The 13379-nt window shown below is 65.3% G+C and carries 11 protein-coding genes; 1 reads left to right on the forward strand and 10 read right to left on the reverse strand.

The features are described 5' to 3' along the window. Positions 1-284 precede the first annotated feature (284 nt). Positions 285-2147 (forward strand): putative DNA binding domain-containing protein, encoded by a 1863-nt coding sequence (locus tag OXG30_13745; GenBank protein MCY4135953.1) that lies wholly within the window; start codon positions 285-287, stop codon positions 2145-2147. Positions 2148-2214: 67 nt separating this feature from the next. Here OXG30_13745 and OXG30_13750 read toward each other — a convergent pair whose 3' ends face one another. The 10 genes from OXG30_13750 to OXG30_13795 form a co-directional block, all read right to left on the reverse strand. Beyond that, positions 2215-3063: a DUF2090 domain-containing protein gene (locus OXG30_13750; GenBank protein ID MCY4135954.1), complete on the reverse strand. Its 849-nt coding sequence runs from the start codon at positions 3061-3063 to the stop codon at positions 2215-2217. Position 3064: 1 nt separating this feature from the next. Next, positions 3065-3931 carry a 5-deoxy-glucuronate isomerase gene (iolB, locus tag OXG30_13755; protein ID MCY4135955.1) on the reverse strand — a complete coding sequence of 289 codons (867 nt, stop codon included), beginning with the start codon at positions 3929-3931 and terminating at the stop codon, positions 3065-3067. A 2-nt stretch (positions 3932-3933) separates the two neighbouring features. Continuing rightward, positions 3934-4932 (reverse strand): sugar nucleotide-binding protein, encoded by a 999-nt coding sequence (locus OXG30_13760; GenBank protein MCY4135956.1) that lies wholly within the window; start codon positions 4930-4932, stop codon positions 3934-3936. A 70-nt stretch (positions 4933-5002) separates the two neighbouring features. Further along, positions 5003-6010, reverse strand: a complete 1008-nt coding sequence (gene iolG, locus OXG30_13765; protein ID MCY4135957.1) for an inositol 2-dehydrogenase — start codon at positions 6008-6010, stop codon at positions 5003-5005. Next, the gene (locus OXG30_13770; GenBank protein MCY4135958.1) at positions 6007-7434 is read right to left on the reverse strand and encodes a fatty acid desaturase; all 1428 of its coding nucleotides are present in this window, start codon (positions 7432-7434) and stop codon (positions 6007-6009) included. The genes iolG and OXG30_13770 overlap by 4 nt, the downstream gene beginning before the upstream one ends. Positions 7435-7464: 30 nt before the next feature. Then, positions 7465-9354 carry a 3D-(3,5/4)-trihydroxycyclohexane-1,2-dione acylhydrolase (decyclizing) gene (gene iolD, locus OXG30_13775; protein ID MCY4135959.1) on the reverse strand — a complete coding sequence of 630 codons (1890 nt, stop codon included), beginning with the start codon at positions 9352-9354 and terminating at the stop codon, positions 7465-7467. A 13-nt stretch (positions 9355-9367) separates the two neighbouring features. Next, the gene (locus OXG30_13780) at positions 9368-10543 is read right to left on the reverse strand and encodes a Gfo/Idh/MocA family oxidoreductase (GenBank protein MCY4135960.1); all 1176 of its coding nucleotides are present in this window, start codon (positions 10541-10543) and stop codon (positions 9368-9370) included. After that, a complete protein-coding gene (locus OXG30_13785; GenBank protein MCY4135961.1) occupies positions 10540-11505 on the reverse strand; it encodes a hypothetical protein in 966 nt (321 codons plus the stop codon). Before OXG30_13785 ends, OXG30_13780 begins: the two co-directional genes overlap by 4 nt. A gap of 34 nt (positions 11506-11539) precedes the next feature. Beyond that, the gene (gene iolC / locus OXG30_13790; GenBank protein MCY4135962.1) at positions 11540-12520 is read right to left on the reverse strand and encodes a 5-dehydro-2-deoxygluconokinase; all 981 of its coding nucleotides are present in this window, start codon (positions 12518-12520) and stop codon (positions 11540-11542) included. Positions 12521-12552: 32 nt separating this feature from the next. Continuing rightward, positions 12553-13332, reverse strand: coding sequence for an ATP-binding cassette domain-containing protein (locus tag OXG30_13795; GenBank protein MCY4135963.1), 780 nt, complete (start codon positions 13330-13332; stop codon positions 12553-12555). Positions 13333-13379: the final 47 nt, after the last annotated feature.

A 13379-nucleotide genomic window follows, 5' to 3' on the forward strand; every position in this document is an offset into this window, starting at 1 on the left:
CACCCGGCCGCGGACCCTCAGATCACGCCCGATACACAAAATTCCTGACAGACCCAGCGAGCACCAGAGCCGGGGTCTGAGCCTGCCTGCATTGGTTGAAGTTCGGGCCGCGTCATTGCAGCTACATATCAGTCATGCTGCTGCGAAGACTTCACATCTCACTAATATGAACTACCATATAACTGTGAAGTAGCTGTTATCTTACTATGATGATGTCTTCGGAATGAGGCCAGACTGGGCTAAAGCCGCACTGCCGCCGGTGCCCAAAAGGAGAAAGGATAGCGATGGAGAGCAGTTTGCAGGAACAGCTAGATGCATGGTTGCCCAGGCTGCGAAAGGCAAGAACCGACATGCAGCGCATCGAGGTCAAAGACGCCAAAGGTGGATTTCCGTCGAGCGCTCTGAAGAGCATCTCGGCATTTGCCAATGGGTCGGGTGGCTTGATTGTGCTTGGATTGGAAGAGCCAGGCTTTACCCCTACCAGGGCAGATGCCGACAAACTGGCATCAGACCTAGCTTCGCAGTGCGCCACCAATCTTGAACCGCGAATCCTGCCAGAGATCGAAATCTGCGAAGTAGACGGCCAGCAGGTGGTAGTGGCCGCCATAAGTGAATTGGACGCACACCAAAAGCCGTGCTTTGTCATGGAGAAGGGCCAGAGGGACAACGCCTACTCGAGGTCGCACGACGGCAACCGCCGCCTGACGTCCTACGAACACCATGCGGTGGAAGCGGCCAAAGGGCAGCCTGTGGATGATCAAGAGCCGGTTGAGGGCGTCGGCATCGACCATCTTGACAGCGACGCGGTGCAGGCAATGCTGCAAAGAATTCGAGCGATGAGGGGCCAGGCGTTTCGCGGTGCCACTGACGACGAGGTCCTCCGTATGCTCGGGGTCCTCGTCAATACGGAAGCAGGGGAGGCGGTCACAATGGCCGGGCTGTTTGCCCTGGGCAGATATCCCCAACAGTTTTTTCCGAGGCTGGGAATAACCTTTGCCGCCTATCCAACGGAGACGGGTGAACCGTTAGAAGACGGAACTCGATTGCTGGACAACCAGCCAATCGACGGCCCTATCCCGACGATGCTCAATGGCGCGTTCGAAGCATTGCAGAGGAACATGCTGAGACGTGCCGTAATTCGGGGGATGGGTCGTGAGGATCGCTGGGACTATCCGCTCGAAGCGATTCGGGAGGTGGTGATCAATGCCCTGATCCACCGCGATTACCACTCCGCCGCTCGAGGCCAGTCCGTAATGATGTCGCTCTACCCCGATCGGCTGGAGATCGTCAGCCCGGGTGGCCTATTTGGTGCCATTGATCCTGAGCAGTTGATGAATGAACCGGTTACCGCAGCACGCAATGTCCGACTGACGAAACTTCTCCAAGACGTTGTAGTTCCAGGAACGAACGAAACAGTGTGCGAAAACGCAGGATCTGGGCTCATCGCAGTAGCGGCGCGATTACGCAAAGCGGGTCTGTCTCCTCCAGAAATCGATTACAGCCTTTCGAAGTTCAGAGTTGTATTCCGCAATCACACACTTCTCGATGGGGACGCGGTGAAGTGGCTCGGGCTGGTCGCCCACGAGGATCTCAGCGACCGGCAGAAGTTGGCGCTGGCTTATGCACGCCAGAACGGTGAGATTGACAATCAGCGTTATCGCGCCCTGACTGGCTGTCAGGCCTATGAGGCCACACAGGATCTGACCGATCTGGGGCGGCGCGACCTGTTGAGGAAATCCGGTGATCGCCGATGGACCACCTGGCACTTGCCCGATCGCCTGCTGGGAGTAAGACATCCGCGACTTGAATTCCAGTATCCGAAGCCTCTGACGGTTGACATCTCTGATACTGAAGTGCCGTTAGCAGGTCCGCCGGACCGAACTTTGGCTCAGTTGACCCTTGGGCCGATAACTCCCAGACAAGGCCAAGTGTTCGACATGCTGGCCGAGGGCACAATGTCTAGTTCGAAGATCGCAGAGCGTCTCGGGGTGACTCGCGGCGCGGTACACCAGTTGCTGCGCTCTCTCGAAGATCGAGGTTTGGTGCAGACAACTCAGCCGGGACGCAAAAGCCGCTACCAACAATGGGCTCTAGCGGTTGATGCGGAGTGGGAGAATATACCGATTTTCGAAGACGGCTCTGATTGATCGAAATACCAGGTTGAGAAGTCGTCCCTAGCTAAGGCGATGCTGCCTAACCGCCAAGTCGAATGACTTATTCAACCAAGTCCCGCAGGGCGGCGAGGCGGGGGGCGATCAGATCGGCGATGACCTTGGGGCGGTCGGTGGGTGAGGCCAAGGCGGCTTCGCCCCACAGGGCTCGGCCGACGGTGAATCCGGCGCAGCCCGAGGCCATTGCCACCTCCAGTTGGTCGTGGTAGCTCTCGAAGCTGCCCCCGCCTGAAAGCAGGGTCCAGGGCATGTCGCACCGTCTGGTGATTTCCCAGCAGGCCGCGGCCCATCGGGCCTTTTCGGGGTCGTGGACGGGATCGACGGGGAACGGCAGCTTCAGCACGTCGACTCCCATGGGGGCGAAGCGGTCCACGGTCTCTAGCACGATCTGGGGGCGGACCGAAGGATCATCTAAGCCGTAAAACAGCGGCTCCACCAGCATGGGGATGCCCACTCGGCGGCACTCGGCCAGAATTTCGGCCGCAGCCTGCTCCTGGGCGGCGGCGTGGGGGCGGTCGGGCCGGTAGAGCACCAGCAGTTTGGCCGCAGCTGCGCCGCAGTCGGCGGCGGCCTGCACCGACCAGCCCTCCAGCAGGGCAACCGGCGAGGCTTCGGGGTCGGCCATGTATCCCTGGGCCTCCAGCGCGGCGGTGAAGCCCACTCCGGGGGGCAGCGTGCCGTCCAGAAGCTGGGGGATGGAGTACTCCGGTTCGAGCATCACCCCGGTGGCCTGTTCGGCTAGACCAGCCACTAGGTCGCGCTTGAGGTCAACGATGGCCTCGCTGGTTACCGAATCGGGATCGTTTGGTGCGAGGACGGCCCGCAGAGAGTCGCGGTGGTCGATGGCCAGCACCGCGAATCGCCCGTTGTGGGCTAGGTCGGCTACGCCCATGTCAGTTGGAGGGTACCGCGCCGGCCACCGGGAGGGTCCAGGCACCAGCGCCCCAGTCGGATTCGATCCAGGTGTGCTCGGCGGCGAAGCAGGGGGGAGTGCGCCGCTCTTCTCCAAGCAGCTCCCCGGCCAGATAGTTGAGGAAGTACATGTTGGCGCTGGGACAGGCCACCGACGTGTGATAGCCCTTGGGCACCAGCACTGCATCGCCGTCGCGGGCCACCACCGCCTCGTCGAATCCTTCCTCGGAGCGCCAGTTCCGGTGCATGCAATAGCCCTCGGGACGGTCCAGGCGGAAGTAGTACACCTCCTCCAGATAGGGCGAGCCGTCGCGGCCGTCGTGGCAGTGGGGCGGCCATCCCGACCAGGTTCCCCGAGGTACGAACACTTCGTAGAGGATGAGCTTCTCGGCGGGAAGCGGATGGGCCAGCGAGTGGACCACTTGGCGGTAGGCCTGGCCACCGCCCCGGATCTCCACCCTCATCTCCGAAGGCTCGAAAACCCGGGCCGGATAGCGGCCCTCGGCCGGGGCCGAGCCCACCGCGGCCGTCAGCGAGCCATCGGTTGAGATCTCATAAGGCGTACCCGGCGGCAGGTAGACGATGCGCCCCAGCTCCTCGAACACCGATGTGCGGCTGATGGCGGCGTCGACCCCTCCGGCTTGCACCCGACCAGCACCGGAGAGGGGGACGATGGCGGTCTCCCGATCGGACTCCACACCCGACCACGGATCAGAAGGGGTGAGCTCCACCACCGAGAAGGCCACGTTTTCCCAACCGGCCGACTCCGGGGTGACGTCGAGAATCCGCCCCGGTCCCGGCTGGGGGCGGATGGGGCCTGATGCGGATGCGGTGGGGGTATAGGCCATGGTCAGCCTCCTTTCGCTGTGTTTGTACCGGTGATCGCCGGCACCAGATCGCCGGCATCCATCTCTTGTTTGAATCGCTCCAGCAGCGCCCGAGTGCCCAACGGCTCATAGCCCAAGACCTCCCTGGTGCGAGGCGTGCCCAGGGAGCTGTCGTAAGGGATGCGGGCGCCGCCTAGCGATGCCATCATTTCCGGTTCAGGCGGCACCGACCGCAGCAACGACGGGTCGTGGCCGAACACGTCGCAGGCCGTTCGGGCCAGCTCCATGCGGCCCACTGGCTCGGCCCCGCAACAGTGGAAGATGCCTTCGGCATCGGGGTTGGCGGCGATCAGCCACATGGCCTCGGCGCACTCGCTGGCCAGACTCGACGTCGCCGTCATGTTGATGTCGTTGCTCTCCCACACCCCAAAGGGCTCGCCCTGCGACACGGCGTTGAGCACGGTGGTCACGAAATAGCCGAAGCCGGGGTCTTGGCCTCGGGGCATCTCGGACCGGGCCCAGTGGACACCGTTCACCGCCGACACCCGGGCCACCGCAGCCTGGTCGGCCCGTAGCAGGGCGGCCTGCTCGCTGATGGCCTTGAGCACGCCGTAGTAGTTCACCGGGTTGGGGGGAGTGTGCTCATCGGCGCCCGCTTGGGTGCCGTCGAACACCCAGTCGGTAGATACCACAATCAGCTTGGCCCCGGACCGGTTGGCCGCCTCGGCCAGGGTGAGCGTGGCATCAACGTAGCTGCGCCAGGCCAGCTCCCGCTGGGCGTAAATGCCGTCGAGGTCGTTGAGGATCATGGAGTGGACGATCACGTCGGGGTCGAAGTGGGCCACGCTGGCCAGCGCGGCCTCGCTGTCGAGCAAATCCAGCGGCTCTGTGGTGTAGCCCTGGGGGTTGTCGGGCACGAAGGAGTGGACCGGGCAGTGGACTGTGGCGCGGTGGCGTTGGGTGAACACCTTGACGATGTTGGAACCGATGAAACCGGTCCCCCCGGTGACGTAGGCCCGCATCGCTCAGCCGATCTCGCGGCGGCGGTCGGCGGTGGTCGCTGGTGGTCTCATGGGGTGCTCCATTTCCGGTTCAGCCGATCTCGTCGATCCGCACCGGGCGGTGCTCGCGGACTGACTTCCACGCGGCTAGGCCGATCACCAGCGGGGCCCGGCCGTCGGCCAGGGCGACCGGCGACGGTGCGCCCTCCATCATCTCCACGAACGCCCCCCACTCGGCCAGATATGAGGGTATGTACCGCTCCAAGAAGAAGTAGGGCAGCGTGGGTGCGTGGGCGCCGTCGGCGGTTCGGGTGATCGCCGTGGCCACCAGCGGGTTCTCAGAGGCCGCCATCCCCGCTGAGCCGAACGCCTCTACCCGCTGGTCGTAGCCGTAGACCGCTTGGCGGCTGTTGTCGATGGTGCTGATGGCGCCGTTCTCGTGGGTGCAGACGATGACCGCGGTGTCGAGGTCGCCGACCTCGCCGATGGCCTGGTCGACCCGCACCGCGCCAATGGCGTACACCTCGGTGACCTCGCTTGCGGTGATGAACCGGATCATGTCGAAGTCGTGGATGGTCATGTCGCAGAAGATGCCCCCGGATTGGTCTAGGTACATCAGCGGCGGGGGCTCCGGATCACGGCTGGAGATGCGAACGAGGTGGACGTCGCCGACCTCTCCGGCCTCCACGCGGTCGCGCACATAGCGGTGGCTGGGATCGAAGCGTCGGTTGAATCCAACCTGCACGGGGATTCCAGCAGCTTCGGCGGCGGCGATGCCCCGGTCCACGTCGGCCAAATTGAGGGCCAGCGGCTTCTCCACGAAGACGGCTTTGCCGGCCTCGGCCGCCGCCACCAGCAGGTCGATATGGGTGTGAGTAGAGGAGCAGATGGCTACCGCGTCCACATCGGAGGCCCGCAGAATCTCGGCCGGGTCCGCGGCTTGATGAACCCCCAGTTCGCCGGCCAGGGCCGCAGAGGCATCGGCCACTACGTCATAGACCGCCGTCACTACGGCGTTGGGCACCTGCTTGGCGATCAGCTCGGCGTGCATCCGCCCGATCCGCCCACAGCCCAGCACCCCGATACGCGCCGGGATCATACCCCGGACTCCTCGGATTCGGCTTGCAGGCTTGAGACCACCCGGCCGTTTCGTATCTCCACGGGGTACAAGGTAAGGGGGTCGGTGGCCGGATACCGAACCGCCTCCCCGGTGCGGAGGTCGAAGCGGCCGTTGTGCTTGGGACACTCCACCAGGCAGTCGAGCACCACGCCCTCGGCTAGGTAGGCCTGGCCGTGAGTACACAGCCCCTCGGCACACACCAAAGTGCCGTCGCCCAAGCGGAACAGGGCGTAGGCCTCATCGCCCACTTCCACCTGCCGGGCCGATCCGGGGGTGAGGGCGTTGGCAGGCCCGAGATCGATCAGGCCGTCGTGGCGGTCGCCGGCCCACATGGTGTGCCCGGTGTTGACAAAGCAGCGACCGCCGTCGGTGGCCGCAGGCAGATCGCCGCGGGGCTCCTCGTAGGCTGAGTCGCGCCACTGGCGGCGCAGGGTGGACAGGATCTGCCGATAGGCCGACCAGGTGTTAGGCGATGCCGGAGCCAGGCAGTCCTTCACCTCTTGGTGCAAAGCGGGCAGGGAGTAGTAGGGCACGGTGGGGAATATGTGGTGTTCCACGTGGTAGTTCATGTTGGAGTACAAGAACCGGAAGACGGGATTCATATGCACGGTGCGGGTGTTGAGGCGGTGGTCGAGTACGTCCTCCTGCAATCCGGCGTGCTGGGTGATGGCGAAGAACACCATCAGCCAGGCCCCATATACGGTGGGCAGGCCGACGTAGAGCAACGGCACAATGGACCAGATGGCAATCGACCATGCCGTCACGCCGGCCAGGATGGCGATATAGGCCCGAGACTCCCACTTCAGCTTGCCCAGCTCGTCGGCAGGAATGAAAGAGCGGGCCTCGTCGTCGATGTCCCCGATGGCGTGCTTGGCAGCGCGGGCTACCAGCCGGGGCACGTTCATCAGCGGCAAGAAGACCAGTGCTACTCCCGTGGGGGAGGGGGGGCGGGGAAAGATGATCTCGGCGTCGCGTCCCACCACGATGGTGTCGGTGTGGTGGCGGACGTGCGACCAGCGCCACAGGGTGGGCTGGCGCAGCAGCATGAACGAAGCCAGGTAGTACACCACATCGTTGAGCCACTTGGTTCTGAAGGCCGTGCCATGGCCGCACTCATGCCAGCGGGAATCGCCGGCACCCCCGTAGAGCGCGCCGTAGGCGGCAAAGGCGGGGATGGCCCACCAAGTGCCTAGCGAGAGGAAGGCCAGGTAGCCGAACCCGGCCAAGAGCCCGAGCCAGGCAATCGTGTCGATGGCGGCCCGGGCGTTGCCCCTGACTTGCAGCTCGCGCAGGCGCTCCGGATTGATGGGCGGGCGGAACCACTCAGCTTCGACCAGGCCAGCGGTCGCGGCCCGGTCAGCCTCGGGACCACCGACCCGGTAGTCGCGCCGCTCGGTACTCACTTCTTCGCCCGGCCCACCTGGCTCATCGGTTCACCATCCCACCCGTTGATCGGCTCTGCCGGTGTCCATGGCGGCCCGGGCGGCCCGCACATCGGCGCTGGCGCTCACCTCGGGCACGCCCACTTCCCAGAACGAGCCGCCCTCGGTCCAGCGGTAAGCATGGGTATTCAGGGCGATCACATAGGTGCTCTCGGCGGCCCTGGCCCGGCCGAACGCGGCTTCGAGTTCGGCGATGGAGGTCACGGTCTCGGTTTCGCAGCCCATGGAGGCGGCGTGGGCTGCGAAGTCAACCGCGGTTGGTTCCTGCACTCGGGAGTCGGCGATGAGGTTGTTGAACGGCACGCCGCCCTGGGCCAGTTGCAGGCGGTTGATCACCGCGTAGCCGCCGTTGTCGCACACGATGACGATGAGTTTGTGGCCGGTGAGCACCGTGCTATAGAGATCGCTGTTCATCATGAGGTAGGAGCCGTCTCCCACCAGCACCACCACCTCCCGGTCGGGCAGGGCCATCTTGGCCCCCCATCCGCCGGAGATCTCATAGCCCATGCAGGAGTAGCCGTATTCGCAATCGAAGGAATGGACGGCCTGGCCCCGCCATCCATTGACCAGCTCGCCGGGGAATCCTCCGGCCGCGGCCAGCACATAGGTGGACTCATCGGCGGCCCGGTCCACCACTCCCACGACCTGGGCGTAGGTGGGCAGATCGGCGTCGGCCTCGGCATCGTCGGCAGATCGTCCGGCCGCTGCCACCGTCTCGGGGGCGGCGATCTTGTCGATGTAGGCGTGGTATTGCGAAGTCTCCGAAGAGGCCCGGTCTGACCACTCCTCGGGGGCCCGGCAATCACCCAGGGCCGCTCCCAGCTCGGTGAGGCCCTCGCGGGCGTCGGCCACCAGCGGCAGCGAGCGATGCTTGGTGGCGTCGAAGCGGGCCGCGTTCAGACCGATGATCTGCACGTCGTCGCCCCCACCGAACACCGTCCACGATCCGGTGACGAAGTCGCCCAGGCGGGTGCCCACCGCCAGCACCACATCGGCCTCGGCAGCCATGGCATTGGCCGAGGTGCACCCGGTGACGCCGATGGGGCCGCAATTCAGCCGGTGGTCGGCCACCAGCGAGGTGCGCCCGGCCACCGTCTCCACCACCGGGATGTTGTGGATCTCGGCGAAAGAGCGCAGCTCGTCTTCAGCCAGCGACCAGTGGACCCCGCCGCCGGCCACGATCAAAGGCCGCTCAGCGGCAACCAGCGCGGCCGCGGCCCGACGAAGCTCGCGGGTGTCGGGCCGGGGACGGCGGATCTCGTGGATGGCCTCCTCGAAGAAACGGGCGGGGAAGTCGTAGGCCTCGCCCTGGATGTCTTGGGGCAGACCGATGAAGGCCGGACCGCAGTCGCCGGGGTCGAGCATGGTATTGACGGCGTTGGGGAGCGACTGGACCAGCTGCTCGGGCGCGGTTATGCGATCCCAGTAGCGGACTACGGGTCGGAAGGCGTCGTTTGCCGTCACAGTCGGATTGTCGAAGTGCTCCACCTGCTGGAGCACGGGGTCGGGGATGCGGCTGTTGAAGGTGTCGCCGGCCAACAGCAGCAACGGCATCCGGTTGGCCATGGCCACTGCAGCCGCGGTCACCATGTTGGTGGCACCGGGGCCGATGGAGCTGGTGGCGGCCATGATACGGCGGCGGCGGTTGGCCTTGGCGTAGGCCACCGCGGCCAGGGCCATGCCCTGCTCGTTCTGACCCCGCCAGGTGGGCAGCGCCTCGCCGGCCTGCTCCAGATCATGGCCCAGACAGGTGACGTTGCCGTGGCCGAAAATGGCGAATACTCCTGCGAACAGGGGGACGGCCTGGCCGTCGATCTCGATGCGCTGGGCCGCCAGATAGCGCACCACGGCCCCCGAGGTTGTCAGGCGGATGGTTTCCATGGCTGCCCTCCCTTCAATCCATCCTCAGCGATACCACATCTTCCCAGGTGCCGGTCTCCCAGCTCTTCAGCATGGCCGCTTGCACGCTCACACAGGCGAGCGCCTGCTCCATGCCCGCACTGTGAGGCCGCCCCTCGGCCACCGCGGCGAGGAACTCGTGGTCTTGGATGGCCACCATGTCCTCGAAGCCAATGGAGTTGGCGTCGCCCGGTACGAAGACGCCGTGGAAGGGGTGGCGATCGCTGGCCCGAACGGTGGTGTAGCCCTGCTGGGGGTCGGACGCCCGGAAAAGCTGGAGTTCGTTCAATGTCTCGTGGTTCCAGCTCAAAGCCCCCTCGGTGCCGTAGACGTCGAAGGCCATTTGGCTTTGGGGACCGACGATGGCCCGGCTGGCCTCGAACATTCCATGGCTGCCGTTGGCAAACACAGCCAGCGCGCCGAAGTAGTCCTCGTTGGTGACCTCGCCGGTGGGATCACTGGGGCTGCCTCGGTCGTAGTGGGTCCCTGCCCCTGACGGCAGCGGGCGCTCCTTGATGAAGGTCTCACCGATGCCCACCACCCGGGTGATGGGGCCGTTCAGCATCAGGGCCAAATCCACCGCATGGCTCAAGATGTCGGTGGTGGCACCGTGCCCGGCTTGGTCGATGAGAAAGCGCCAGGAGAGCAGGCCCATGGGGTCAGCCCCGTACATCGAGAAGAACCGGCCCCGATAGTTGGAGATCTGCCCCAGTTGACCGGTGGCGATGAGCTCTCGGGCGTAGAGCACCAGGGGGGCGAAGCGGTAGTTGTAGCCCACCCCGGTGACGATCCCGGCCTTGCGGCAGGCCTGGGCGATTCGGGCGGTCTGGATAGGAGTGCCTCCCACCGGCTTCTCGCAGAACACGTGCTTTCCGGCTTCGGCGGCCGCGGTGGCCAATGGCTCGTGGAGCATGTTGGGAGCGCAGACGACGACCACGTCGACGTCGGGATGTTCTATGGCGGGACGCCAATCTTCGGTGGCCTCTCGGAAACCGAAGGCACTGATCGCCGCATGGCGGCGGGACTCCACGTTGTCGGAGCAGATCACCAAGTCCACGTCGTAGGCCCGATCCTCGAACAGCGTGGGCAGACGCAGGTAGGAGCGGGTGTGGGCCTGGCCCATCCAGCCGAAGCCCACAACGGCCAGACCGAGTCGTTTTGGGGAGGTCACGGCCTGGTCCCTACCCGGCGGTCCACTCCCGGATGGGCTGCGGCAGGGTCGAGCAGGTGCTCGGGTATGCCGCCCCGCAGCCAGGTGAGAGCCTGGTCCAGCGCTTGGCCAATCAGCCTGACGATCCCCACGGTGGTGGTCGAGGCCACATGGGGGGTGACGACCACGTTGACGCGGCCCAACAGGGGATGGTCGGGGGGCAGCGGCTCGGGGTCGGTGACGTCGAGGCCCGCGCCGGCCACGTGCCCCGAGTCGAGGGCGGTCAATAGGGCTTCTTGGTCCAGCAGCGCGCCCCGGGCGCAGTTGATGATGATCACGCCAGGACGCATGGCAGCCAGCGAATCCGAATTGATGATGTGGCGGGTTTCGGAGGTGGCCGGCGCGTGCAACGACACCACGTCGGCCTCCGTCCAAAGCTGGTCGAGGCCGACCAACTCGCCCACGGGCGCGACCTCGAGATAGGGGTCGTAGACCAGAAGGCTCATCCCCAATGCCTCGGCGTAGCGCCCCAGAAGAGAGCCGATCCGCCCACAGCCCACCAAACCCAGCACTCGCCCGTCCAGCTCCAGCGCGCCGGGGCCAGTGAGTCGGCCCGGGCCACCCGCGGTACCGGCGGCCAGGCGAGCTTCGGAACCCTTGAGCCGCTTGGCCACCGACAGCATCAGCGCCAAGGCGTGCTCGGCGGTGGAAACCGTGGGGGCGTCGGGGGTGTTACAGGCGGCCACCCCGTGGGCGGCGCAGGCAGCGACATCCACGTTGTCGTAGCCGATGCCCGAGCGGGCTACCACCTTGAGGTTGGACAGCCGGCGGCAGGCATCGTCGTCCCACGCCCGGTCGGCGGCCACCACCACGCCGTCGGCGTGCTCTGGGCCGTCAACCAACTCCACATCGGGGGGAATAGCCAACTCTGATGGGGGAGTGCGGTCGATCCAAATCCGGAACTTGTTGCCTGATCCGGTCATGCTCCGGCCTCACCGGGGAAATCTGTTGGAGCGATCATTGTTCTCGGGCCAGCATCTCGTCGATCTCCGCAGGGGTGGGCATGGCGTCAGAACAGGCCAAGCGACCAGCCACGATAGCCCCGGCGGCGTTGGCCCGAGTGACGATTGCAACCGGGTCGAGGCCAGCCAGCAGCCCATCAGCCAGCGAACCCCCGAAAGCGTCGCCGGCCCCGAGGCCACAAACCACCTCCACTGGCATTGGGCGCACCTCGGAGCGGTTCTCTGGAGTGGCCACCAGCACTCCGTCGGCCCCCTGTTTCACGATGGCTAGCAACACGCCTCGATCCAGTAGCCGATCAGCGGCATCATGGGGATCGGAGGTGCCGATGGCAATCTCGCACTCGGTACGGTTGCCCACCGCAACGGTGGCCAACTCGACGGCCTGACCGATGTGGGTGCCGGCCTCTTGGGGGGAGTTCCAGAAGCTGGGCCGGTAGTCCAAGTCGAGCACGGTGTGGGGACGGCGGTTCCGCCGGTCGAGTACCTCCATCACGGTGGAGCGGGACGGTTCTTGGGCGAAGCGGGATCCGGCGGTCCACAGCACTGGCACTGTGGCGGCGATGTCGGGGATATCGGCAGGCCGCAGGTTCATCTCCGGGCCGCGGGGCTCGCGGTAGAACAGCAGCGGCGGGTCGGTCGGGGGGTCAAGGGCGCAGAAGGCCAGCGCGGTGCGCAAGTCGGGGTCAGTGGAGACGAAGCGATTGTCCACTCCGAACTTCTCGGCCAGTTCGCCCCTGATGTACTCGCCGAAGCCGTCGTCGCCCACCCGGGTCACCACCGCGGTCCGCCGCCCCAGTCGGGCGCAGGCCACCGCCACGTTGGTGGGGGAGCCGCCAATCGACTTGGCGAACGTTTGGACCTTGCTCAGCGGAACGCCGCTCTGCTGGGGATACAGATCGACGCTGACCCGTCCGATGGTCAGCACCTCGAGATTGGTTGGAGCGCGGGCAGCGTCAGCCGCCTGTGTGTCAGTCACGCAGTGATGCTAGTTGTGGCCAGAAGCTCCGACTATGTACCAGCTTGAGCCAGTTCGTGCTGAAGTGCTTCGAGCTCGGCACCACCGGCCATGAGCTGGGTCAGATCAGCTTGCGACAGCTCTTCCTTGGCCCAGTTGCCCATGGACACTCCCCGGTTGAGGATCACAAATCGATCGCCCACCGGGTAGGCGTGGTTGGGATTGTGGGTGATGAAAATGACCGCCAAGCCCTGGTCCCGGGCCTCCACAATGCGCCGCAGAACCACGCCCGACTGCTTGACGCCCAGCGCTGAGGTGGGCTCGTCGAGGATCAGTACCCGGGCGCCGAAGTAGCTGGCCCGGGCGATGGCCACCGACTGCCGCTCGCCCCCGGAAAGCGTGCCCACGGGTTGCTCGACGTCGCGGATGTCGATTCCCATCTTGGCCATCTCTTCTTTGGCGATGCGCTTGGCCCCCTCGATGTCAATCTGGCGGAAGGGCCAGATGCCCGTCTTCGGCTCTGACCCCAAGAAGAAGTTCCGCCACACCGACATGAGCGGCACCATGGCCAAGTCCTGGTACACGGTGGCGATCCCTCGACCCAGCGCCTCGCGGGGCGAGTTGAAGCGCACTTCCTGGCCTTCCATCAAGAGCGTGCCCTCGTCGTGCTGATGCACGCCGGCCAGGATCTTGATGAAAGTGGACTTGCCCGCGCCGTTGTCCCCCAGCACGCAGGTGACCTCGCCGGGATTCACCGTGGTGGTCACGCCGGTGAGGGCGATGATGTTCCCGTAGAACTTCGAGATGTTGTTGAGTTCGAGGAATTCAGCCATCAGCAGGTCTCCTTGAGGTTGTTGGTAGTCCGAATTGTCTGCCGGGA

This window comes from bacterium (assembly GCA_026708015.1).
GTDB lineage: Bacteria > Actinomycetota > Acidimicrobiia > Acidimicrobiales > Bin134 > Poriferisocius.

Excerpts from the sequence above, each read along its gene's own strand:
- OXG30_13745 (MCY4135953.1), top strand. The coding sequence starts at position 285 with ATGGAGAGCAGTTTGCAGGAACAGCTAGATGCATGGTTGCCCAGGCTG.
- OXG30_13750 (MCY4135954.1), bottom strand. The coding sequence starts at position 3,063 with ATGGGCGTAGCCGACCTAGCCCACAACGGGCGATTCGCGGTGCTGGCC.
- iolB (MCY4135955.1), bottom strand. The coding sequence starts at position 3,931 with ATGGCCTATACCCCCACCGCATCCGCATCAGGCCCCATCCGCCCCCAG.
- OXG30_13760 (MCY4135956.1), bottom strand. The coding sequence starts at position 4,932 with ATGCGGGCCTACGTCACCGGGGGGACCGGTTTCATCGGTTCCAACATC.
- iolG (MCY4135957.1), bottom strand. The coding sequence starts at position 6,010 with ATGATCCCGGCGCGTATCGGGGTGCTGGGCTGTGGGCGGATCGGGCGG.
- iolD (MCY4135959.1), bottom strand. The coding sequence starts at position 9,354 with ATGGAAACCATCCGCCTGACAACCTCGGGGGCCGTGGTGCGCTATCTG.
- OXG30_13785 (MCY4135961.1), bottom strand. The coding sequence starts at position 11,505 with ATGACCGGATCAGGCAACAAGTTCCGGATTTGGATCGACCGCACTCCC.
- OXG30_13795 (MCY4135963.1), bottom strand. The coding sequence starts at position 13,332 with ATGGCTGAATTCCTCGAACTCAACAACATCTCGAAGTTCTACGGGAAC.